At 68.8% G+C, this 22,949-nt stretch carries 16 protein-coding genes and 1 tRNA gene; 9 read left to right on the forward strand and 8 right to left on the reverse strand.

Features of this window, described 5'->3' with window-relative positions; genetic code table 11:
- On the forward strand, positions 1-1,854 hold a 1,854-nt coding region (tssI, locus tag CAP_RS45425; RefSeq protein WP_156041091.1), incomplete at its 5' end, for a type VI secretion system tip protein TssI/VgrG.
- A gap of 81 nt (positions 1,855-1,935) precedes the next feature.
- A complete protein-coding gene (locus CAP_RS23950; protein ID WP_197041324.1) occupies positions 1,936-3,084 on the forward strand; it encodes a type VI immunity family protein in 1,149 nt (382 codons plus the stop codon).
- Between the two features lie 33 nt (positions 3,085-3,117).
- Here the strand turns inward: CAP_RS23950 and CAP_RS23955 are convergent, their stop codons facing one another.
- Positions 3,118-4,761, reverse strand: coding sequence for a Vgb family protein (locus CAP_RS23955; RefSeq protein ID WP_231511655.1), 1,644 nt, complete (start codon positions 4,759-4,761; stop codon positions 3,118-3,120).
- A 272-nt stretch (positions 4,762-5,033) separates the two neighbouring features.
- Positions 5,034-6,269, reverse strand: a complete 1,236-nt coding sequence (locus tag CAP_RS52525; RefSeq protein ID WP_044245011.1) for a hypothetical protein — start codon at positions 6,267-6,269, stop codon at positions 5,034-5,036.
- Between the two features lie 461 nt (positions 6,270-6,730).
- Here CAP_RS52525 and CAP_RS23965 point away from each other — a divergent pair, with 461 nt between their 5' ends.
- From CAP_RS23965 to CAP_RS23975, 3 genes are all read left to right on the forward strand, one after another.
- The gene (locus CAP_RS23965; protein WP_044245012.1) at positions 6,731-7,165 is read left to right on the forward strand and encodes a DUF6918 family protein; all 435 of its coding nucleotides are present in this window, start codon (positions 6,731-6,733) and stop codon (positions 7,163-7,165) included.
- A 41-nt stretch (positions 7,166-7,206) separates the two neighbouring features.
- Positions 7,207-8,547, forward strand: a complete 1,341-nt coding sequence (locus tag CAP_RS45430) for an NYN domain-containing protein (RefSeq protein ID WP_052375787.1) — start codon at positions 7,207-7,209, stop codon at positions 8,545-8,547.
- 96 nt (positions 8,548-8,643) lie between these two features.
- Positions 8,644-9,870, forward strand: a complete 1,227-nt coding sequence (locus CAP_RS23975) for an MFS transporter (protein ID WP_044245098.1) — start codon at positions 8,644-8,646, stop codon at positions 9,868-9,870.
- A gap of 47 nt (positions 9,871-9,917) precedes the next feature.
- Here CAP_RS23975 and fusA read toward each other — a convergent pair whose 3' ends face one another.
- The 5 genes from fusA to nadB form a co-directional block, all read right to left on the reverse strand.
- On the reverse strand, positions 9,918-12,005 hold the full coding sequence (gene fusA / locus CAP_RS23980; RefSeq protein WP_044245013.1) for an elongation factor G: 2,088 nt from the start codon (positions 12,003-12,005) through the stop codon (positions 9,918-9,920).
- Positions 12,006-12,405: 400 nt separating this feature from the next.
- Complete coding sequence (locus tag CAP_RS23985; RefSeq protein ID WP_044245100.1) at positions 12,406-12,864, reverse strand: Tudor-knot domain-containing protein; 459 nt, start codon at positions 12,862-12,864, stop codon at positions 12,406-12,408.
- 2 nt (positions 12,865-12,866) lie between these two features.
- Complete coding sequence (locus CAP_RS23990; RefSeq protein WP_081865207.1) at positions 12,867-13,982, reverse strand: patatin-like phospholipase family protein; 1,116 nt, start codon at positions 13,980-13,982, stop codon at positions 12,867-12,869.
- Complete coding sequence (locus CAP_RS23995) at positions 13,979-14,872, reverse strand: CPBP family intramembrane glutamic endopeptidase (RefSeq protein ID WP_231511656.1); 894 nt, start codon at positions 14,870-14,872, stop codon at positions 13,979-13,981. The genes CAP_RS23990 and CAP_RS23995 overlap by 4 nt, the downstream gene beginning before the upstream one ends.
- 41 nt (positions 14,873-14,913) lie before the next feature.
- On the reverse strand, positions 14,914-16,584 hold the full coding sequence (nadB, locus tag CAP_RS24000; protein WP_044245014.1) for an L-aspartate oxidase: 1,671 nt from the start codon (positions 16,582-16,584) through the stop codon (positions 14,914-14,916).
- A gap of 107 nt (positions 16,585-16,691) precedes the next feature.
- On the opposite strand from nadB, the gene CAP_RS24005 reads away from it, so the two are divergent.
- The 4 genes from CAP_RS24005 (at position 16,692) to CAP_RS24020 (ending at position 22,633) form a co-directional block, all read left to right on the forward strand.
- On the forward strand, positions 16,692-17,519 hold the full coding sequence (locus CAP_RS24005; protein ID WP_044245015.1) for an electron transfer flavoprotein subunit beta/FixA family protein: 828 nt from the start codon (positions 16,692-16,694) through the stop codon (positions 17,517-17,519).
- Positions 17,520-17,578: 59 nt separating this feature from the next.
- Positions 17,579-18,556, forward strand: coding sequence for an electron transfer flavoprotein subunit alpha/FixB family protein (locus CAP_RS24010; protein ID WP_044245016.1), 978 nt, complete (start codon positions 17,579-17,581; stop codon positions 18,554-18,556).
- Positions 18,557-18,774: 218 nt separating this feature from the next.
- Positions 18,775-21,510, forward strand: a complete 2,736-nt coding sequence (locus tag CAP_RS24015) for a hybrid sensor histidine kinase/response regulator (protein ID WP_231511657.1) — start codon at positions 18,775-18,777, stop codon at positions 21,508-21,510.
- 220 nt (positions 21,511-21,730) lie between these two features.
- Positions 21,731-22,633, forward strand: coding sequence for an NmrA/HSCARG family protein (locus CAP_RS24020; RefSeq protein ID WP_044245018.1), 903 nt, complete (start codon positions 21,731-21,733; stop codon positions 22,631-22,633).
- Positions 22,634-22,834: 201 nt separating this feature from the next.
- On the opposite strand, the gene CAP_RS24025 is transcribed toward CAP_RS24020, so the two are convergent.
- Positions 22,835-22,908: transfer RNA gene (locus CAP_RS24025), tRNA-Pro, on the reverse strand.
- Positions 22,909-22,949 lie beyond the last annotated feature (41 nt).

A 22,949-nucleotide genomic window follows, 5' to 3' on the forward strand; every position in this document is an offset into this window, starting at 1 on the left:
GGGGGCGGGGGCGGGGGCGGGGCGGTGCACGACGATCGTCACGGGGCGCGCTGGGCGAGGCGCGCGCTGGCGCAGGAGCGCGCGGGGGCCGCGGTGGTGGGGTTCGAGGCGGGTGGGGTACGGCTGCGGCCAGGGGAGGTGGTGCGGGTCGAGGGGTGCGCGCGCCCAGAGATCTCCGGGCGGGAAGGGCTGCTGGTGGTGTCGGTCGCGACGGAGGGTGGGGTCCACGAGGCGTGGACGACGCGGGCGCAGGCGGTGGCCGCAGGCGGGGCGTGGAGGCCAGCGAGGCGGGCGCGGAAGCCAGCCGCGGAGGGGGTGCAGTGCGCGGTGGTGGTGGGGCCGGAGGGGGAGGCGATCCACACGGATGCGCACGGGCGGGTGCAGGTGCGCTTTCCCTGGGACCGGCAGGGGGTGGGGTCGTGCTGGGTGCGGGTGGCGCAGGGGTGGGCCGGGCCGGGGATGGGGCTGTTCGCGTTGCCGCGGGTGGGGCAGGAGGTGCTGGTGGGCTTCCTGGGCGGGGACCCGGATCAGCCGGTGGTGGTGGGGCGGCTGTCGAACCCGCTCAATGCGCCGCCGCTGAAGCTGCCGGAGGAGCGAACCCAGAGCGCGTGGCGGAGCGGGTCGTCGCCGGGTGGGGCTGGGTTCAACGAGATCCGGTTCGAGGACAGCGGGGGCGCGGAGCTCCTGTCGGTGCGGGCAGAGCGCGATCTGGGCCTGGTGGTGCGTCGGGACCGGGCGGTGGCGGTGGGCGGGGACGAGGTGGCGCGGGTGGAGGGGCGGCAGGTGCTCTTCGTGGGGGAGGACGCGCACCTGACCACGGCAGGGGAGCGGCGAGAACGGGTGGGCGGGACGCGGTCGCTGACCGTGGAAGGGGATCAGCACGCGCAGGTGGGCGGGCTGTCGGCGCTCGGGGCAGGGGCGGTGGTGGTGAAGGCGCGCGGGGCGGTGGTGATCGAGGGGGCCGACGTGACGCTGCGGGGGGCAGGTGGCTTCGTGCGGATCGATGGGGGCGGGGTGACGATCGAGGGGGCGGCGGTGAAGGTGCGGGAGGGCGGGGCTCCAGGGAGAGGGCGGGGCGCGACGCCCGCGCTGCCGCTCGTACCAGGGAGGGCAGCGCCTGGAAGGGGGGCGCTGCGGCGGCTGCCGCTCGTGGAGATGCCTGGGCTGGGAGGGGCGCCGGGGCCGAACGGGATGCCGATCTTCATCCCGAAAGGGAAGGGCGGGCCGCTGACGCCGGTGGAGCTGGAGGTGTGCGCGGTGATCTGCCTGTGCGACCGGGACCGGGCGCCCCACAAGCGGAAGCAGGACTGCGTGACGGCGCGGCTCTGGGCGATGGAAGAAGCGTCAGGGCACACGGGGAAGATCAAGGCGGAGGTGCCTTACGACATGTCGACGAGGCCGCCCACGCCCATCATGAGCCGGCGCGATCCGCGGCGGGCGTCGCGGCGGCGGTGGAAGGGGAGCAAGATCCCCGACGTGGTGGTGGTGCGGGACGGGGCGCGGGCGCCGACGCAGGACAACATCGAGAAGATCATCGAGATCAAGTTCCCGCCCGACAGTCTCCACCGGGACCAGCGCTTCAAATACGACGACATCGCCGGAGAGGCGCCGTTCGAGGTGCTGGATCCGGAGCGCTGCGGGTGCCGACGGGAAGAAGAGGAGCCGGATGCGCCCGAGGTGAGGGTCGAGGATCTGGCGGAGGCGACGCTGCTGTCCCTGGCAGTGCTGTTCCTGCTGCTGGACGATATGGTGCCCGGGGGGCAGGTGGATGACGTGGCGATCCCGCCGGTGCTGGCGCGGATCCTGAGCCTGCTGGCGCCGCTGCTGCGGGGGGCGGCGCCGGTGGCGCCATAGCGCTACACACCCGGCGTGAGGGGCCGGTCGGGCCGCATGAGGGGCGCGGCTCGAGGCAAGGCCAGAAAGAGGGCTCGGTTCATGACGAGGCGTGACAAGGGGGCATTGCCGGTGGCCATGCTCGTGAAAGGGGCATTGCCGGTGGCCATGCTCGTGAAAGGGGCATTGCTGGTGGCCATGCTCGCGACGATGTCGCATTGCGCGCGGCAAGGCCCGGGAGAAAGCCCGGGAGAAGGAGCGGTCATGGTCGACGCGGGGTGGCGGGAGTTGAGCGACGTGGTGACGGGGGAGATGGCGGTGCGGGACCCGGAGGGGCGGGTGATGCTCCAGGTCGCGCAGATCGCCACGGTGTACCTGGCCGATGGGCACACGCGCGAGGCGCGGGAGAAGGTCCTCGCGGTCTGCGAGGGGTACTTCGCACGCTGGGGGCAGCACCTCAGGTGGGCGCGAAACCCGGATACGGACCAGTTCGAGCCGTTCGGCGCGGGCAAGGGGTCGAATCCGCGGAGCTGGGCGCCCGTAGACGACGAGGAGTCGACGATGGATCTCGCCTACTCGGGCGCGGCGTACGAGAAGGGCGCAGGGGCGTACATGCTGAGCGCGCTCTGCCAGGAGTACCGGCCGCGGCTGACGCTCTCCCCTCTGAAGCTGGCATTGCCGCTGATCGCGGACGAGGAGGCGTGGGGGGTGCTGCCAGAGGTGCTCCTCGAGGTGTGTCGCGCGCTGAAGCCGGTGAGCGGGTACGGGGGGATCGGCGCGGTCGATTCGCCCTTCTTCATGGAGTCGTACCAGTACGGGAGCATCGTGTACCACTGGGCGCAGCGCTTCCCGGGGATGGAGGTGGAGTACACGTTCAGCCACGCCAACTGGATGACGGACGGTCGCGAAGGGAAGAAGGACGGGATCAAGGGGGTCAACTGGCTGACGGTGGTCGGGGACCGCTACCTGGCGGAGCTGGGCGGCGCGGAGGAGGTGGCCGCGGCGGTGGAGGCGCTGGACGCGCGGTTCGTGGTCCACCGCTACGAGGGGGGGATGATGATCCAGGCCGGGCCGCGGCCGCAGCTCGGCGACGCGCGGCAAGGTGTGTGGCCCGAGCTGTACGTGAAGCTGGCGAAGCTCCTGAAGCCGATCCGCATCGTGCACACCAATCCGTTCCACCGCGGGGGGCCGGCCATCCTGTTCACCAAGGAAGAGAGCGAGGCGTGGCTGAGGCGCTTCGACGATCGGTGAGAGGGGGCTGTGAAGCGCTGGCCCTCGTCAGCGCTACAGCTTGTAGATGACGTTGCCGGCGTCGCCCGCGACGTAGACGTCTCCCGAGGCGGACACCGCGACGCCACAGAAGGTGTACGAGGGAGGGAAGCCGGTGATTCCGGGCAGGCCCGTGTCGAGGCCCGTGGCCAGGGTCCGGATCGCGTGCGTGTCCGGGTGGATCGCTGTCAGGCGGCCAGCGCCGCTCTCCACGACGAGCAGCATGCCGTCAGGGGAGAGGGCGAGGCCCTCGGGCTGGTCGAGGCCAGCGGCGATGGTCTCGGGCGGGGTGAGGGTCACGCCGTCGCGGATGAGCTGGGAGACGGTGCCGGTTCCCCAGTCGGCGAACCACAGGTCGTCGTTCGTGGCGGCGAGTCCGCCAGGTGCTGAAAGGCCGCCGGCAAGCGCGATGCGGTCGGTGGACGTTTGCCGGAGGATGCGGCCAGTGTCCGGGGCGCCGCCAAGCTCCGCGACGATCAGGTCTCCCTGGAAGCGGATGGCGTTGTTGGGGAAGACGAAATCGGTGTGGCTCTCCAGCACGTCGCCCGTCGCGCCGTCCCAGATCTGCAGGGCGTTGCCGAACCAGGAGCTGACGAGCAGGTTGTTTCCATCCGCGGAGACGGCGGTGGGCGTGGTCTGCTCGGAGACGCCGAAGAAGGGGGTGATCTGGCCGAGTGGGTCTCCGGTCTGGGGGTCGAAGGAGCGCATGGTGAAGAAGTCGGCGACCTGGAGCGATGCTCCGGCGCCGGTGTCGACGAGGGCGATGCCTCCAGGCGCGACCATGCCCCCGGGGCTCAGGGTGCGGGTGGTGCCGTCGGTCCGGACGCGCACCACGAAGCCGTCGTTGGCGCTGGAGACGTAGAGGCGGTCCTGGGCGTCGAAGGCGAGGTTGTCGAGCCCCGGCGCGAGGTGGGTGATGAGGTGCTTCTGGTGGGTGGTGAGGTCGAGGCGGAACACGTCGCCGCTCTGGTCGACGACGTGCAAGCGGTTCTGGGAGTCGAACTTGACGGCGGCGGGGATGAAGAATCCGTCGCCTTCGGTGCGGGCGTCGCACTCGGTGTAGGGGTCGGTGGCGCCCTCGCAGGAGTCGACGTCGATGCTGATCACCCGGCCCTGGCTGAAGACGGGCGCGTAGAGGCGCCCGTCGGGCCCGAAGTCGAAGCCGTTGAGGAGGCCCCAGTTGCGGGCGATGAGGCGCGGAGGCGCGGTGAGCGCGGGGTCCACCTCGTAGAGGGCGTCGTCGAGGAAGACGAGGCCGACGAAGAGGCGGCCGTCGCTGGAGAAGGTGATCGGGTTGACGCCAGGGGAGACGAGCTGGGTGGTGACGACGCCGCCCGGGGTGCGTCGGCCGACCTCCCCCGCCACGAGGCCGGTCCAGTAGAGGGATCCATCCGGTCCGAGGGTGATGTCGTCGGGTCCGTCGATCCCCTGGTCGCGGCCAATGCGGCCGAGCACCTTGCCGGTGGTCGGGTCGAGCTGGACGACCTCACTGGCCAGGATGCTCGCGACGTGGAGGCGGCCCGAGGCATCGACGGCCATGCCGTTGGCGCTGTGGAGTCGAGCGCCTTCGACGATCGGCTGGACCTCGCAGCCGAGGAGGTGAGCCCCGCACAAGGTCGAGAGCAGCATCGTGAGCGGGGCGCGCGCAGCTCGCTTCATGGATCATTCTCCTGTGCCGACCGGTGCGGGCACACACCGCGCGTCCAGGCGCGCTGCAGGAGTGCAGCGCTCCGGAGGCAGGGGTGATCCGTCCGTCCCGGTGCGGACGTGAACCGTTCAATGTGGAAGGAGATCGGGCAGATTCAAGGCGCGACGGGCAGCGATGGGGCGTTGCGTGACACAGCAGACGCGCGGTGAAACGTGGCTGGATGAAGGCAGCCAGGGCGCGTGCGCTGGGTCACGGGGGGTGAGCCGTCAGCGCGAAGCTCGGTTCAGTTGGTGGTTGGCGATGCGGATGCAGGCACGGGGGCGGCAGGGGCAGCGGGGGCTGGCGCGGGCGCAGCAGGGGCTGGCGAGGTGGCCGCGGGGGGCGCTGGCGAGGCTGCAGCGGGGGGCGCTGCAGGAGGGGGCGCTGCAGGAGGGGGCGCTGCAGGGGCTGGCGCGGATGGCGAGGTAGGCGTCGAGGCGACTGCCGGCGCAAGGACAGGTCTGGGCGTCGCGCCGACGGCCTGCGAGATGGCATCCTTCAGGGAGCGCTCCGGCGTGGCTGTAGCCACGGGCGCCAGGGGGGGCTCCGGGGTCTCTGACGTCGCTGGTGTCGCTGGTGTCGCTGGCGTCACGAGGGGGGCAGCGCTCCGGAGGTGCATCCCGGTGGCGTTGAGACCCGTGTCCTGGGCTTGCCAGGGTGCGGGAGCAGCGGCGGTGGCCGTCGTCGCCAGGGCCGCCGAAGAGGAGATCGCTTCCGCGGTCGTCGGAGGTTCCCCGGGTGCCGCGAGATCCGCGGAGATGACGTGATGCGGGGACGTCGTCGCGTCCACCGCGACGTCTTCCGACGCTGCTGCCGGGAGGGCCGCAGGGGCGATGGGGTGACGCTGGGGCACGGCGGCGGAGGCGTGCTTCGCTTCCTGGAGCTGCTTCAGGACCACCCGGGAGGCCGCCGAGCCGACCTGTGACGCTGCGTGCACGAGCAGGGGGGGGCGCGAGGAGGTGCCGACGCGGAACCCTGCCGTCGCGGCGAGCAGGGCGGTGCACGTGGAGACCGCTGCCACGACGGCCCACGCGCGACCAGGGAGCCACGGTTGCTTCTCCAGCGAGAGCGGTGGGACCAGGGTGTCGCAGACCTGGATGATCTGCCGGACGCTCTCCGTGGGGTTCAGGTCGTCCTCCGCGAGGTCGCTCTCGGCCACGGTGGCCTGCAGAGAGTCCGCGCCGACCGCGCTGGGAACGCTGGACTCACGGTCCGGGAGCCAGGACGTTCTGCGGGCCGGGGACGGCGCTGACTCGCGGCCGCGCTCCAGGCTGCCGCAGGCCACTGCGGCCAGCGACTTCCTCATGATCATCCGGAGGTCGTCGATGGTCTCGGCCTCGTCGTCCGGAGGCAGCGAGGAGGACCCCCGCGCCGCGGCCGGGGGTGGAGGTGGGCGCATGGCGTCACGCGCCGCGCGCTCCACGCTTGCTGGGCCCTTGTCCGTGGCGTCGCAGTCGGCGCACGCGAACGTAGGTTCCAAGGTCCCAGAGGATGCAGCCCAACCATCCTCCGAGAGCCGAGAGATCGTGCCGCACTTGTTACAGATGACATCCATGGCCCCTCCCCCTCACGTCATGACCCCTCACCTCTTGCTCATCGCCGGAGCCAGGACCCGTCCACCGCGAGCGATACGCACTGCCGCGCTGCCCGCGAGGCTGGTCCTGAACCCCTGACGTTGAGGCGGTGACATCCCCCGGGGCCGCACTCATCCAGTGATCAGACTTACATCTCCGAGTATGACCGAAGGCCGGTCGATGCGCATGCGACCGCCGTGGGATGAGGTGTCAGGAACACGCGCGTGGACCCTGTGTGGACGGTGCAGTGCGCCCACGTCCTGGACCGAAGCGCGGCAGCCAGCGCGCGCTCCTGCGTGCGGTGTGGTAAAGACCCCGCCGTCCACGGGCGAGCGCCGCGCGCCGCCCTCCTCGAAGGAGCAGAGGCATGGGTCTCAGCGAGAAGCTGACGGATGCGAGCAAGAAGTCCCAGGTCGTCGACGATTGCTGTCGTCTGATCGACGAGGAGGTCGGCGACAAGGGCGGGCTCTCCGGCCTGGCCGTCAAGGCGGCCTACGCGGCTGTCAAAGGGGTGAAGCCCGGCTTCATCGCGCATGTGGTGGAGAGGTTGCTGCCGGAGTTCGTCGGCAAGCTCGATCCGATCTGGAACGAGGGCGTGGAGAAGGGCAAACCGGCGGATCACCTGACGGCGAACCGGGGGCGGGTGGCCGACGCGCTCCTCAGCGTGACCGATGCCAAGGCGAAGAATTCTAGCAATGGTGTCGTCCGGGGCGCCTACGACAAGCTCCGGGGCTCCGCGAAGAAGCACGTCGAGGATGCCGTGCCCCGCCTGAGCCGTTTGCTGCAGAAACACGCAGGCTGAGCGACAGCGTGGAGGACTCGCGGCCCGCGAAGTACGGAGCAATGCAAGGCAGGCGGACCCGGGCCGCGCTGTTCGTCGATTTCGACAACATCTACCTGGGGCTGACCCGCATCGATCCCAACGCCGCGGAGGTGTTCGCCACCGAGCCCGCACGCTGGATCGCCTGGCTCGAGCGGGGGCTGGGCGGACCAGACGGCGAGGACGGTCAGGCGACGCTCGCGACCGCGGTGCTGGTCCGCAAGTGCTACCTGAACCCGAAGACGTTCCACAAGTACCGGCCGTACTTCACGCGCGCGGCCTTCGAGGTGGTCGACTGTCCGCCCCTCACCGCGCAGGGGAAGACCAGCTCGGACATCCGGATGGTCATGGATGTCCTCGACGCGCTGAACCACCCGACGCACTTCGATCAGTTCGTGATCATGTCGGGTGACGCGGATTTCACGCCGGTGCTGCTCCGCCTGCGCGCGCACGATCGCCGGACCGTGGTGGTGGCCGTCGGTCACGCGGCGGCGGCCTACACCGCCGCGTGCGACCGGGTCCTGACGGACGATCGCTTCATCGAGGACGCGCTGGGCCTCACCGGACCCGAGGACATGGGGGGGCACGCGGGCGCTGCTCTCCACGCGAGCTACGCAGGCCATGCAGGTCACGCCGGTCATGCGGGCGCTCCAGGGACAGTGCCTGGTCACCGCAGCACCGGCGAAGAGATGCCGCCTCCCATGGTGCTGCGCGGGGCGTTCGCCGATGGGCCGAGCACACCCCGTTCGCTCTCCGGGGAGGGGGAGCAGGGCGCGCTGCTCGATCAGATCGCCGATGCGGTCTACCAGGCGACGCTCGCCGCAGGGCAGCTCCCGGCGCGCTCGCTGCCGAGGATCTACCTGCGGTTTCCAGAGTTCGGCGCCAGCAAGGACTGGCTCGGCTTCCGGGGGTTGCGCGCCCTCACCGAGGAGACGCTGCGGCGCGAGCCCAGGCTGCGCCTCGTGGACACGGACGCGGAGAGCTGGTTTCTGGTGACGCTGCCGGTGACGGAAGACACCCCCCTGGAGGTGCGCGCCCAGGCGCTGCGGATGAGCATCCTGCGGGTGGTGCGCGCGTACGTGTCGATCTCGCCCGGGCCGGTGACGCTCGCCTCGGCGTCGCACGAGGTGGTGCAGCGGCTGGGGAGCGAGGTGGTCGACGAGCAGTGGGGTGAGGCCGGGTCGCTGCGGGATCTGCTGCTCGACACGGCCGACCCTGCGCTGGTCGTGATGGAACGCGACGGGGTGGAGCTCCTGGCCGAGGGGGAGCCGCCGTCGGAGACCCCTGCCTCGGTGACGAGCGTGTCTGCAGGCAACGCGCCCGCGGACCAGCCGCTGGCCACCGGGGACACGCCTCTGGAGTGAGCGCAGGCTCTCTTGAACGACCAGGGCGAGACGCACGCTGAGGAGAACGGGCAAGCGCTCGCCGAGGCGCCGCGGCGTCACGCAGGCGCAGCAACCCTGGTGGCTCTCGCGACGCTCTACCTGGCGCAGGGGCTGCCGTTCGGCTTCCAGGCGCATGGGCTGCGGGGTTACCTCACCGAGGCCGGCATGGCCGTCGAGAAGGTGGGCCTCGCCGGAGCGCTGGCAGCTCCCTGGATGTTCAAGCTGCTCTGGGCGCCCCTCGTCGATCGGTTCGGCTCGAGGCGGTTCGGGCGGCGGAAGTCCTGGATCGTGCCGTTGCAGGCGCTGCTCGCGCTGACGTGCGCGGCGGTGGCGCTGGTCCCTCCGTCGAGGGGGCTCCAGCCGCTGCTGGTGCTGATCCTGCTCATGAACCTGCTGGCGGCAACGCAGGACATCGCGGTCGATGGTCTGGCGATCGATCTGCTGAAGGGGGGTCAGCTCGGGCGCGGGAACGCAGCCCAGGTGGTCGGGTTCAAGGTGGGGATGCTCATCGGGGGCGGGTGGCTGCTCTGGGCGAGCCCGATCATCGGCTGGAGCGGGATGTTCCTCGCGATGGCAGTGCTGGTGCTGGTGGCCCTGGGCGCGACGTTGACGCTGCGGGAGCCGGGGCAGCCGGAGACGACGCGAAGCAGGGAGCCTGAGGATCTGGCGCCGTCATCGCTGCTCGACGTGCTGCGCGGCACGTTGCAGACGCTGCGCATGCCCGGTGCCCTGTGGCTGGTGGCCTTCGTGGGGACCTACAAGCTCGGCGAGTCCATGGTCGACGCCATGTTCGTCCCGTTCCTGATCAAGTCGGGCTACACGATGGCCGACATCGGCAAGTGGATCGGGACCTACGGGATGGTCGCCTCGATCGCGGGCTCTCTGTCGGGTGGGGAGCTGGCGCGGCGGCTGCCGCTCCTCGGGGCGGTGGGCATTGCGGCGGTGCTCCGGACCGCGGCGCTCACGGGTCCCCTGGTCCTCGCGACGCTCGGCGGGAAGCCAAGCCCCGAGGCCGTGCTGACGGTCTCGGTGCTGGAGCACTTCTTCGGGGGCATGCTCACCACGGCGATGTTCGCCTTCATGATGTCGCGCGTCCGGCGCGCCGTGGGGGCCACCCACTACACGCTGCTCGCGGCCGTGGAGAACCTCGGGAAGTCACCCGGGATGCTCTCCGGCTTCGTGGTGAAGGCGATCGGTTACGGGGGGCTGTTCGCGCTGGGCGTGGGGCTCTCGGGGGCCTTCTTGCTGCTGCTCCTGCCGCTGCGCGAGCGGTCAGGGGCACCCGAGGCGAGAGGGGATTGAGCGGAGGTGGGCCGGCGCGGAGGCCAGACCCACCCTCGGCTCCGGGATCACTTGGCCTTCTTGGCCTGCTCTTCCCGGTACTTCTTGATCAGCTCTTCGCCGATGCTGGTGGGAACCGGTGCGTAGCGCGAGAACTCCATGGAGAACTCGGCCTTGCCCTGGCTCCCCGAGCGGAGGACCGTCGAGAAGCCGAACATCTCGGCCAGCGGCACCTCGGCCTCGACGCGGCAGAAGCCGTCGCCCTCGGTGGTGCCTACGATGATGCCGCGGCGCTGCATGAGCAGTCCGGTCACGCCGCCCTGGAACTCGATCGGGCTCTCGATCGCCACCTTCATGATGGGCTCGAGGATGTGCGGGCCAGCCTTGGGGTACACCTCACGCCAGGCACCGCGCGCCGCTTCCTGGAACGCCATGTCCGAGGAGTCGACCGCGTGGGCGGCGCCGTCGTTGAGGGTGACCGCGATGCCGGTGACCTGCGCGCCGATGAGCGCCCCCTTGGCGAGCATGGACTGGAAGCCCTTGTCGACCGCGGGGATGTACTCGCGGGGGACGGAGCCACCGACGATCTCGTCGTTGAACACGTAGCGACCGTCAGCGTAAGGCTCGATGAAGCCGCCCACCTTGCCGTACTGACCCGAACCACCCGTCTGCTTCTTGTGGACGTAGCTGTAGTCGACGCGCTTGGTGATGGTCTCGCGGTACGCGACGCGCGGCGGGCTCACGATCACCTCGGCCGAGTACTCGCGCTTCATGCGCTCGATGTACACGTCGAGGTGAAGCTCACCCATGCCGGCGATCACGGTGTCGCCCGTCTCCGGATCGGCGCCGACGCGGAAGGTCGGGTCCTCCTTGGAGAAGCGCCGCAGGGCCTTGGACATGTTGGCCTGGGCCTTGTTGTCCTTGGGGGCGACGGTCAGAGAGATGACGGCATCGGGGACGAACATCGACGACAGGGCCCAGTTGAGTTCGCCGTCGGTGAAGGTGTCGCCCGAGTTGCAGTCGATGCCGAAGAGGGCAACGATGTCACCGGCGCTGGCGCTCTCGATGTCCTCCATGTCGTCCGAGTGCATGCGCACGAGCCGGCCGACCTTGTGCTTCTTGCCGGTGCGGGTGTTGACGATCTCCTTCCCGCGCGTGACGGTGCCCTGGTAGATGCGGATGTAGCTGAGCTGACCGAAGCGGCCGTCTTCCAGCTTGAACGCCAGCATCACCAGCGGCTTCTCGGGATCGCTCTCAAGATCGACCTTCTCCTCGTTCTTGTCGAGGTCGACGGCGTTGTTCGGCACGTCGTTCGGCGCCGGGAGGTATCTGTTCACGCCGTCGAGGAGGAGCTGCACGGCCTTGTTCTTGTAGGCAGAGCCCATCATCACGGGGACGATCTTCAGGCCGATGGTGGCCGAGCGGATCGCGTCCTGGATCAGATCGACGGTGACCTTCTCCTCGAGCATCGCCTCCATCAGCGCGTCCGAGTGCATGCTGAGCGCGTCGAGCATCTTGCCGTGGGCGGCGGTGGCTTCGTCCTGCATGTCGTCGGGGATCGGCCCCTCGACGATCTTCTCGCCGTTCGGGCCCTCGAAGCGGAAGGACTTCATCTTGACGAGGTCGACCACGCCCTCGAACTTGTCCTCGAGCCCGATGGGGAGCTCGATGAGCACGGGGTTCAGGTTGAGCTTCTCGCGGAGCTGATCGCGGACGCGCAGGGGGTTCGCGCCGGCGCGGTCACACTTGTTGACGAACGCGATGCGCGGGACGCCGTAGCGGCGCATCTGCCGATCGACGGTGAGCGACTGGCTCTGCACGCCGGCCACGGCGCAGAGCACCAGGATGGCGCCGTCGAGCACGCGCATGGCGCGCTCGACCTCGATGGTGAAGTCGACGTGCCCGGGCGTGTCGATGATGTTGATCTGGTGGTTCGCCCAGACGCAGTGGGTCGCGGCGGACTGGATGGTGATCCCGCGCTCGCGCTCAAGATCCATCGAGTCCATCTTCGCGCCGACGCCGTCCTTGCCCTTGACCTCGTGGATGGCGTGGATGCGCTTCGTGTAGAAGAGGATGCGCTCGGTCAGCGTCGTCTTGCCCGAATCGATGTGGGCGCTGATCCCGATGTTCCTCAGCCTGGACAGTTCGGTGGCCACTGGAGCTCCCTGGTGCTGCTGCTGCTGCTGCTTAGGAGGCGCTACGAGGGCGCCTCGGCCTCTGTCGGGCGTGGCCCGCAACGGCGGTACCCTGAAAGCCCGTCGCGGGTCCCGCAGTGGCGAGGCCCGCGTCATCGTCGGGCCCGGCCACGGTGGCGTCGGTCCCGCGTGCTTTGGACGGGAGGTTTGCCGAGAAAGGAGCGTCGCTGGGGGTCAGCGTTCGCTGCGTTTGCAAGGCAATCCTCCTACCTTAAACTCGGCGCGGCTTTTAATTCGCGCCGTTCGGCTGCGCCAGAGAAAAATCAGCCGGCCGCCAAAAGCGGTCTGTTTCCGGCGGATTCTCGCGAACGCGCGTGGTGGTTGAGGTCGGTGTCGGTGAACGGCGCGCCCGCACGATGGCTCACTTGGGCTGGATACGGGAGAGACCGACCGTCTCGTCCCACTCCGGACCGTAGCCCTCGTAGTGGATGCGGTAGCGCTCCTGCCCGACGATGGCGGTGATCACGGCGGTGTACATCTGCCCGTGGAAGTCCACGCGGACCCGGTCGCCCACCTTGTACAGGTTGGTCTGCGCCGCCTGGAGCGCCTTCGCGCGCACCTTGGGCGGCGGTTCGGGGTGGACGACGTTGCCCTCGGCGATGCCCCGGATGCGGTCGCGGGAGACCACCTCGTCCCAGACGGCGTCGTAGCCTTCGAAGTTGACCTTGTACTTCGTCGGGCTGACCGCCTCGAGGATCTTGGCGGGATAGACGCTCCCCTCCCAATCCACGAGGACCCGATCGCCCACGGCGTACTGACGCTTGCACGCGCCGAGGGTCAGGGTGAGGCAGAGCAGGAGCGCCGAGCCCGAGACCTTCATGGTCACCGCGCCTCCTGCCACGCGAAGCGCTCGACGACGGCGCGGTTGCGCTCCATCCAGTGGGTGATCCGCTCTCGCGTGGTGCGGTAGGCGTACTCGAGGATGGTGCGGCGCGCCTTGAGGCCCGCCGGGTTCTGGAGGAAGAGGAGCGCGTCGGTGGGCTCCGGTTCCAGGACGAGGACCTGCATGCGGCCCTGGGCGGTCACCCGCGCCACGTCCTGGTGCAGGCGCGCGTGCGCGCCGACACGCAGCGCCTGGTTGTAGATCCAGAGCAGTCCCTTGTCGCGCACGCTGTCCCGCGCGCCATGGCCGGTGGGGATGGCACGGCGGGCCGTGGAGACGGGGACGAGCGGGTTGACGACGATGGCCAGCTCCGATCCGTCGGCCTCGGCGAGATCGAGGTGCGCGACGTGGCCGAGGCTTCCATCGAGGAAGTGGCGATCGTCCACGCGCACGGGCGAGAAGAAGAGAGGGAGCGCCAGCGACGCGGCGCACGCGAGCGACACGGGGACGTCCTCGAAGCCAGCGGCACCGAAGACGACCCGCTCTCCCGAGTCCAGGTCGTGGGCAGGGATGAGCAGCCGCCGCGGCATGGCGCGGAAGCCGTTGGGGATGCCGCGCCTCAGGAAGAACTCGGCGAGGAAGCGCTCGTAGCGGTCGAGCTTGAAGAGGCCAGCAGGCAGCGAGTCGTGGAGCCGGTCGAGCTGCTCGAGGAGGAGGTGGTGGCCCGGGGCGTTGGTCGGTCTGTCGCCACGTGAGGTGAGGCGGGCGAAGGCATGGCGCAGCGCGACCCAGCTCGTGCCGAGGGCGCGCCGCCACTCGTCGAGGTCGAGGTGCATGAGGTGACCACGCTCCAGCGGGAAGAAGTTGTCGGCAGGGTCGAGCAAGGCGCGGTAGATCCGCTCGACCGGCACACCGCCCGCGATGGCAGCGCCCACGGCAGCGCCGCTGCCGCTCCCGAGATACAGGGAGAAGCTCTGGTTGTCGAAGCCGGTGACGCCATCTTCGAGCGCGGCCAGGGCTCCGAGCTGGTACAGGGCGCCAGAGAGGCCTCCTCCGGGGAGACACAGGCTGACGCGGGCGCGCGGAGCACCGCCGCCAGTCTCGTTGGTCTTCATGCGCGGTCCTTTTCGCGGGCATGCACGGCCACCTGCGACCGCCTGCCCAGGGTGACGATGAGCGCCAGCAGGACGACAGCGAGGGCTGCGCTGCCGACGATGACGGCGGTGGGGAGAGGAGAGGGGCCGGCGAGCAGGTGAACGAGGCGCTCCTTCAGGCTCGTGGGCGGGGGCAAGGCGGCGGTGTCTTCAGGCGCGACGAGCAGCGCCACGAACGGTACGGCATTGTACGTGGCGTGCAGCACGATCGAGGGCAGGAGCGAACCGCTCGCATGCCGGAGCACCCCCAGCGCCAGTCCGAACAGGGCGATGGGAGGGAACTTCTGGGGCTGGAGGTGGGCCATGGCGAAGAGCGCGGCCGTGGCGGCGATGACCACCAGCGCGTCGTGGCTGCGCCGCAGAGGGCGGGTCATGGCGCCGCGGAAGAGCACTTCTTCCAGCGCGGGGCCAAGCACGACCAGCACGGCGCCGAGGAGTACCTGGCCGCCCAGGCCGCCGCCCGCGAGATCGCGCAGGAGATGGAGCTCCTCCTCGCCGGCGCTCGGCCACCGGCGCGCGATGACGTCGTAGAGCAGGCCGATCGGGGCTTCGAGGGAGAGCCCGAGGAGCACGGCGAGAGGGTAGAACGCGGCGTGCGTCCGCCGGACACCGAGGAAGTCGCGGATCGAGGCCTGCGGTCCGTGGAGGCGCAGGATGCCGAAGAGGCCGAGGAGGTACGCCGCAGCCTGGCACCCGAAGGTCGTCGTGAAGTCGGACTGGGCAGCAGGCCGGATCGTGATGAACACCCCGAGCAGCCAGATGAACAGGAAGGTGACGGCGATGGTCCACAGCGTGGCCGCCGGGAGGGACATGGGGCGCTCGTCGAGGCGCCCGGACCCGCCGTCTTGCATGCCCTCCGGCTCCTCTCCTCGCCGAGGAGGCGGCGGATCGCTCATCGCGTGTCGGCCCAAGGTGGCGAGGATTGACCCGGCGAGCTGCCCCGGTTGCCCCGTAGATGCGGTTGGACCCCCCGCTTGAGCACCATGTCCGCCGCGTACCTCTCGTCCGTATGGGGGTAGTCGATCGTCGTGTGCAGGCCTCGGCTCTCGTGCCGCGCCGCAGCGCAGGCGACGATGAGCTCTGCCACCGTGGCGATGTTTCTGAGTTCGAGCAGCTCGCGGGTCACCAGGTGCTTCCAGTAGTACTCCCGGATCTCTTCCTGCAAGAGGGCAATGCGGCGACCCGCCCTGCGCAGCCGCGCGCTGGAGCGGACGATGCCGACGTAGTTCCACATGGTGCGGCGCAGCTCGTCCCAGTTGTGGGTGACCACGACCTCTTCGTCGCTGGCCACGGCGTCGCCGGCGTGCCAGGAAGGCACCTCCGGGAAGGAGGCCTGCCTCAGCTCCTCGATCTGGGCGCCGAGCTTGATCGCGGCGCGGTGGCCAAAGACGAGGCCCTCCAGCAAGGAGTTCGAGGCGAGCCGGTTGGCGCCGTGAAGGCCCGTGCTGGCACATTCACCGATGGCCCAGAGCCCGGGGATGGTGGTGCGACCGTGCAGATCGGTGCTGATGCCGCCGCAGAGGTAGTGAGCTGCCGGGACCACCGGGATGGGCTCCGAGGTGATGTCGATGCCGAAGCGCTTGCACTGGGTGTAGATGGTCGGGAAATGCTCTCGGATGAAGCTCGCCGGCATGTGCGTGATGTCGAGGAGGACATAGTCGCTCCCGGTGCGCTTCATCTCGAAGTCGATGGCCCTCGCCACCACATCGCGCGGCGCGAGCTCGCGCCGCGGATCGTGGTTGACCATGAACGGAGTGCCGTCCTGGAGACGCAGGAGCGCACCCTCGCCCCGGAGCGCCTCGGTGACGAGGAAGCTCTTGGCCTGAGGGTGGAAGAGGCAGGTCGGGTGGAACTGGTAGAACTCCATGTTGGAGATCTCGGCGCCCGCCCGGTAGGCCATGGCGATGCCGTCGCCCGTCGCGACATCCGGGTTCGAGGTGTAGAGGTAGACCTTCCCTGCGCCGCCGCTCGCGAGCACCGTCGCCCGCGCGAGGTAGGTCTCGACGGCGTAGCCATGGGCCCGGTCCCCTCCCCTCTCATCGAGCACGTACGCTCCCGCGCACAGATCGGGGCCGCCGAAGCGGGACAGCATGATCAGATCGATCGCGGTGTGATGTTCGAGGATGCTGATGTTGGGGTGGGCGGCTGCCTGTTCGAGCAGGGCGCGCTCGATTTCATGGCCAGTCGCGTCTGCCGTGTGCACGATGCGGCGCGCGCTGTGCCCACCTTCTCGACCCAGCTTGAGCTGACCGTTCTCGGTGTCGAAGCGGGCACCTCGGTCGATGAGCTCGCGGATCCTCGTCGTCCCCTCGTGAGCGCAGATCTCCGCCACGACCCTGTGGCAAAGGCCCGCGCCGGCGGTCAGCGTATCCTGGACATGGGCCTCGGCCGTGTCCTCGGGGTCGAACACCGCGGCGACGCCCCCTTGCGCATACCGCGTGTTCGTCTCGTCCCGGCTTCGCTTGGTGATGATGATCACCTGACCGTGGGCCGCAACATCGAGGGCGAAGGTGAGCCCAGCGATCCCGCTGCCCACCACAAGAAAATCGGTCGTGACAGCCACGGCGCGGCAGCGTAGCAGGCTCCTTGACGCACAACGACAACGCTGTCATTGAGCGATCCTCTGCTAACGCCACGCGTCATCACCCAACCCCAGGAGACAGGGCAGCCGTGAAGATCCTCGTTGCACTGAAGCGTGTCGCCGATCCGGACAACGCAAACAAGGTCAAGATTCCCCCTTCGGGAGACCGGATCGACACCGCCGGCCTCGAATGGAAACCCAACCCGTTCGACGAGTACGCGCTGGAGGCAGCGCTCCGTCTCACGGAGGACGGCAAGGCACCCAAGGCACGGGCAGGCGAGGTCGTAGTCGTCACGTTCGGCCCCAAGGAGACCGAGCAAACCCTGCGCGCAGCGCTGGCCACGGGCGCCGATCGCGCCATCCGCGTCGACGTGACCGACGACAAGCTCGACGGCGCGCTCGTCGCGCGCGCGCTCAAGGCGCTCGTGGAGCGAGAGAAGCCGGACGTCGTGCTCATGGGCAAGCAGGCGGTCGATGGAGACTCGAACCAGGTGGGGCAGTCGCTGGCCGAGCTGCTCGACTGGCCGATGGCGACCTTCGCGGCGACCATTCAGGAGGAGCAGGGAGCGCTGCTCGTCGGCCGCGAGGTCGATGGCGGCGTGGCGGTGCTGCGGGTCCGGTTGCCTGCGGTGGTGACCGTGGACCTCCGCATCGTGGCCCCCACGAGCGTCTACTCGCTGAAGACGGCGCGCACCCACAAGTACAACGACGGCGTCCGGTTCGCGGCGCTCCCGGCGATCATGGCGTCGAAGAAGAAGCCACTCGCCGAGGTGAAGCTCGCGGATCTCACCGCCGATTCAGGGCTGAAGGTGCAGTACCACGGCTTCGAGCCGCCGCCTGCCCGCAAGGCTGGCATCAAGGTCAAGGACGTCGCCGATCTGGTGGCGCGTCTGAAGAACGAGGCGAAGGTCCTGTGAAGTGCGGCCAGGCTCTTTCCAGGAGAGTTGGTCCGCAGATCGTGAAGTGAGGTGAAATCATGGCTGACGTTCTCGTGGTCGCCGAGGCGGCCGAAGGCAAGCTCAAGAAGACTACCCACTCCGCCGTGACGTTTGCTCGCCAGGCGGCGGCAGCGCTCGGTGGGACGTACTCGATCCTGGTGATCGGCAGCGGCGTGGATGCCGCTGCAACCGAGGCAGCGACGCTCGGCGCGGCGAAGGTGCTCGTCGCGCAGGACGGGTCACTCGGCGTGTACCTGGCCGAGCGCTACGCGCCCGTCGTCGCCGAGGTGGCCAAGGCCCGCGGCATCGCGGTCGTGGTGGGCACAGCGAGCGGTTACGGCAAGGATCTCCTGCCGCGCGTCGCAGCGCGGCTCGATGCTGGTTACGCGAGCGACATCACCGGCCTCGTCACCGAGGGCAGCTCGCTCAAGTACCGGCGCCCGATGTTCGCTGGCAACGCCTTCGGGCTTTGCAGCGTCGCGACGCCGATCCAGGTGGTGAGCGTTCGGCAAAGCGCGTTCGCAGCGGCGGACGCTTCGGGTGCACAGTCGCCCGTCGAGCAAGTGGCGGTCGCGCGACCGGGCGCCGCGGCAGAGCGCGTGGAGTTCGTCTCTTTCGACCAGGTGAAGAGCACCCGGCCGGAACTCGCAGAAGCCAAGGTCGTCGTCTCGGGTGGACGCGCGCTGAAAGAGAAGTTCAACCAGGTGATCGATCCGCTCGCGGACGTGCTCGGCGCCGCCGTGGGTGCGAGCCGGGCCGCCTGCGATGCAGGTTATGCTCCCGGCGACCTGCAGGTCGGCCAGACGGGCAAGATCGTCGCGCCCCAGCTCTATGTCGCCGTCGGCATCTCGGGTGCCATCCAGCATCTCGCGGGCATGAAGGGCTCGAAGGTGATCGTGGCCATCAACAAGGACGCCGATGCGCCGATCTTCCAGGTCGCCGACTACGGTCTCGTGGCCGACCTCTTCACGGCTGTGCCCGAGCTGACGAAGCAGATCCAGGCTTCCCGAGGCTGAGCCTCTGAGGGACTGCCTGAGGTTCTCTTCTTCCACCGCCTGACATCTTCTCCCTGCCCTGCCTTAGGGGCGCCCCGGTAGGGGTGCAGCATTTTTCTGTCCTCGCACCGCGCCCGCTGTCTTGGGTGACCACGTGGGGGGACGGGCTGCTCGGCCCTCTTGTAAGCGCTTTGGGCTCATGGGATTCCTCTTGCATGTCTGACCGTGCGGATACGTCGATGGTTTCCGCGCTCAGCAGGGCCCGCACCGTGCTCGTCGATGCGGCCAAGAGCGCCGAACAGCGACGGTTGATTGGGCCTGCTGTCGCGGAGATCGACCGCGTCATCGCCAGCGTTCGGCCCGCTGCGAGTGCGACGTTCCAGCTCACGCCCGTGGACGCGACGGCACCTCCTGACGAGCTGGAGATCGAGGCTCTCCGGCGCGAGGTGGAGCGGCTCCAGGTCCTCGCGCGCAAGGACCGGGGGCTCCTCGACGTGATCCTGAACCACAGCCCGCACGGGATGTTGGTGTCGGACGCGGACGGCAAGATCACCCTGCAGAACCGCGCCTCCGAGCGCATCTGGGCAGGCAGCGCGACCGCCGAGACGGTGGAGAAGTGGGGGCAGTACCGGGCCTTTCATGCCGACGGGCGCCCCTATGCTGCGGGCGACTGGTCCATGGCACGCTGCCTGAGCAGCAGGGATGTGATCTCGGCCGAGGAGGTGCACTTCCAGCGGTTCGACGGCACGCACGGCATGCTGCTCGGAAGCTGTGCCCCCATCCTGTCCGGTGACGGAGGCCTCCTCGGAGCGCTCTCGATCTTTGCCGACATCACCGAGTTCAAGCAGCTCGAGGCCAAGCTGCGCGTCAGCGAAGCCTGGCTCGCCACCACGTTGAAGAGCATCGGCGATGCGGTGATCGCCACGGACAGCGCGGGTCAGATCGAGTTCATGAACCCGATGGCCGAGTCCCTGACGGGCTGGAGCATCACGGAGGCGCGAGGGAAGCCCCTCGGCGACGTGTACCGCATCCTCGATGAGAGGACCCGCACGGAGCTCGAGAGCCCGGTCGCCCAGGTGATCAGGGGCGATACCATCGCCGGGCTCGCCGAGAGCACCTTGCTCGTCCGCAAGAACAGCACGGAGTTCGCCGTCGACGAGAGCGGCGCCCCGATCCGCAACGATGATGGAGAACTCATCGGCGTGGTCCTGATCTTCCGGGACGTGACAGAGAAGCGTCGCGCCGATCAGCGCCGCCATTTCATCAGTGAGGCCAGCCGCAAGCTCGCGCTCTCGGGGCTCGATTTCGAGGCGACGCTCTCCAACGTCGCTGGCCTTGCAGCCCCGCACGTCGCGGATGGCGCCATCGTCGACATCCTGGAGTCGGATGGATCGGTCGTCCGGCTCTCCGCCATCCATCTCGAGGCGACCCGAAGTGACTTGATCGACACGCTCCGACGACACTACCCCTCCGAACCCGATGTTCCCCGCGCCGTCCACGGGGTGCTGCGCACAGGAGAGTCGATCCTCTGGCCGGACATCCAGGACCATGAGCGAGGGACATGGACCGAGCCCGAAGCAGACCAGGGTGCCGCGCTGGTGCCCGCAGGAGGACGCTCGGGCGACGGCGATGGACGCTACCTCGCGCTCCTGCGTGAGCTCGGCGTTCGCTCCGCGATGATCGTTCCGTTGCGCGCGAGAGGAAGGACGCGGGGCGCCATCACCCTGCTCTCGGCCCAGCCAGGGCGCCGCTATACGCTCGACGATCTCACCCTGGCCGAAGAGCTCTCAAGCTTTGCCGCTCTGGCACTGGACAATGCCCAGCTCTACCGAGAGGCTCAGCAGGTCAACCGCGCGAAGGACGAGTTCCTTGCGACGCTCTCTCACGAGCTTCGGACACCGCTCACCGCCATCCTCGGGTGGACCCGCATGCTCCGTCAGGGTTCGCTGAAACCCGAGACCCAGGCCCGCGCGCTCGAAGCGATAGAGCGCAATGGAGCCCTCCAGGCGCAGCTCGTGGAAGATCTGCTGGACGCCTCCCGGATCATCACGGGCAAACTGCGGCTCGAAGTCACCGCGCTCGATCTCCCCCCCGTGATCCATGCTGCCATCGACGCGGTCCGACACGGGGCCGACGCGAAGGGCATCGAGATCCTCGTCTCCCTCGATCCCGCGGCAGGACCGATCTCGGGAGACCCGACGCGCTTGCAGCAGGTCGTCTGGAACCTCCTCTCCAATGCCATCAAGTTCACTCCCAAGGGGGGGCGGGTCTCCGTGCAGCTCACGCGTGTCGGCGGCGCCGCCAGGCTGGAGGTACATGACAATGGCCAGGGGATTCCGCAGGAGTTCCTGCCCTATGTATTCGACCGTTTCCGCCAGGCCGACAGCACCAGCACCCGCCCCCACAGCGGGCTAGGACTGGGGCTCGCCATTGCGAGGCACCTCATCGAGCTGCACGGAGGCGTGGTGCGGGCGGAGAGCTCGGGCGAGGGGAAGGGGGCCGTATTCACGGTCGACATGCCCATCGCCGTGGGAGCGAGCGCGCTCCGCAAGCTGGACAATGCGGCGGCGCTGCTGGACAGCGAGCCCACCCTGCAGGGCCTTCACATCCTCGTGGTCGACGACGAGCCAGACGCGCGGGAGCTGGTCGGCGCGGTGCTGGAGCGCAAAGGCGCCACCGTGACGACGGCGGCCACCGTGACGGACGCCTTGTCCATGATCGAGCGCATCAAACCAGATGTGATTCTCAGCGACCTCGGAATGCCCGGCGAGGACGGTTACAGCCTCATTCGCCGTCTCCGCGCGCGGAGCCCCGAGCGCGGCGGCCGCATTCCTGCAGCAGCTTTGACGGCATACGCGAGCGCGCAGGATCGCACGCGGGCATTGCTCGCCGGCTTCCAGTCTCACGTCCCGAAACCCATAGAAGCATCCGAACTCGCCGCCGTGATCGCCAACCTCGCTGGCAGGACGGGTTAGCGACCCACCTCTCACGACGCCTTCGCCAGGGACACACCTGGAGCTGAACGACGCCCGCCCTCGGACGCAGGAGCAGCGGCGGGGCTCGTCCGTGAGAATCATCGTCATTGCATCTGGCAGACGCACGGTGGGTGAGCCCGAGACGTAGTCAGCAGCAATTGACGTGCCCTGTGTCCTGCGCTGTTCTTATGGGCCTCATTCCGCTGATACGCTTGGAGACATGATCCAAGCAGCTCGGGAAATCCTCGTTATCGGTGCGACGGGAAGACAGGGCGGAGCCGTCGCGCGACAGCTCCTCGCCCGCGGCTACAAGGTCAGGGCCCTCTGCAGAAACCCTGACAAGCCAGCCGCGCGCGCTCTCTCAGCGCGGGGGATCGAGGTCATCGCAGGCAATCTCGATGACCGTTCGTCCCTGAGCGCCGCGGCCAGCGGGGTCTACGGCGTGTTCGGCGTGCAGAACTACTGGGATGGCGCTCCCTCCTCCAAGCTCGGCGAGGAGGGCGAGGTCCGCCAGGGAAAGAACCTCATGGAGGCTGCCAAGGCTGCGGGCGTTTCCCATTTCATCCAGTCGTCCGGTGGTGGCGTCACGATAGCGCCCGAACTCTCGGTGAACCGCGGCAAGCTGGCCATCGAGGAGCATGGCATGGCCCTCGGGCTCCCGCTGACGATCATCCGTGGCGTATTCTTCATGGATAACTTCGACGACCGCGAGCTCGGTTTCTGCGAAGGTATCCTCAAGGGGCAGCTCGCAATGCCGTGGGACCCTGAAACGAAGCTCCAGATGATTGCTGTCGAGGACTTCGCACGGTTCGTGGTGCTGGCCTTCGAGCAGCCCGAGAAGTTCATCGGAGCCAGGTTCGATCTCGCGGGCGACGAGCTCACGATGGTCGGGATTGCCGAGACGCTCTCAAGAGTGATGGGAATCCCCGTGAATTTCGTGGGGAGCTCCGCTGCCCTCGCTCACGTCAAAGCGAAAGACGAAGACATGGGCAACCTGTTCACGGCCGTCTTTCGACATGGCTTTCGGGCCGCAATCCCGGAGCTGCGCGCCCTGCACCCGGAGATGCTCACGTTCGAGGCTTTCCTGCGCAAGTCAGGGTGGGCTGAGCGCAGACCGATGTGACAGGCCAGCGCCCAGAGAGGACGGCCTCGAACACCACCTTCGCCCTCACAAGCGCGGAGGATGTACGGCGCTCACGCGAGACGTGAATGCCGTCGGCATCATCACGCGCGGGGCGGTAATCCCTGGGGACACCGGCAATCCACGCAGGCTGCATCGGCCACGTAGGTCTCGCCGAACGTCGATCTGGATTGTCAGAACTAGTCGGGGCGAGAGGATTTGAACCTCCGACTCCTCGGTCCCGAACCGAGTGCGCTACCAGGCTGCGCTACGCCCCGCGCTGCAGTGAAGCAACGCCACGTCTTGCGTGGGCGCGCAA

Source organism: Chondromyces apiculatus DSM 436, assembly GCF_000601485.1.
In the GTDB taxonomy this organism is placed as follows: domain Bacteria; phylum Myxococcota_A; class Polyangia; order Polyangiales; family Polyangiaceae; genus Chondromyces; species Chondromyces apiculatus.

Excerpts from the sequence above, each read along its gene's own strand:
- CAP_RS24010 (WP_044245016.1), top strand. The coding sequence starts at position 17,579 with ATGGCTGACGTTCTCGTGGTCGCCGAGGCGGCCGAAGGCAAGCTCAAG.
- CAP_RS23965 (WP_044245012.1), top strand. The coding sequence starts at position 6,731 with ATGGGTCTCAGCGAGAAGCTGACGGATGCGAGCAAGAAGTCCCAGGTC.
- CAP_RS23955 (WP_231511655.1), bottom strand. The coding sequence starts at position 4,761 with ATGAAGCGAGCTGCGCGCGCCCCGCTCACGATGCTGCTCTCGACCTTG.
- CAP_RS24020 (WP_044245018.1), top strand. The coding sequence starts at position 21,731 with ATGATCCAAGCAGCTCGGGAAATCCTCGTTATCGGTGCGACGGGAAGA.
- CAP_RS23995 (WP_231511656.1), bottom strand. The coding sequence starts at position 14,872 with ATGCAAGACGGCGGGTCCGGGCGCCTCGACGAGCGCCCCATGTCCCTC.
- CAP_RS45430 (WP_052375787.1), top strand. The coding sequence starts at position 7,207 with ATGCAAGGCAGGCGGACCCGGGCCGCGCTGTTCGTCGATTTCGACAAC.
- CAP_RS23950 (WP_197041324.1), top strand. The coding sequence starts at position 1,936 with ATGACGAGGCGTGACAAGGGGGCATTGCCGGTGGCCATGCTCGTGAAA.
- CAP_RS23990 (WP_081865207.1), bottom strand. The coding sequence starts at position 13,982 with ATGAAGACCAACGAGACTGGCGGCGGTGCTCCGCGCGCCCGCGTCAGC.
- CAP_RS24015 (WP_231511657.1), top strand. The coding sequence starts at position 18,775 with ATGGTTTCCGCGCTCAGCAGGGCCCGCACCGTGCTCGTCGATGCGGCC.
- CAP_RS23985 (WP_044245100.1), bottom strand. The coding sequence starts at position 12,864 with ATGAAGGTCTCGGGCTCGGCGCTCCTGCTCTGCCTCACCCTGACCCTC.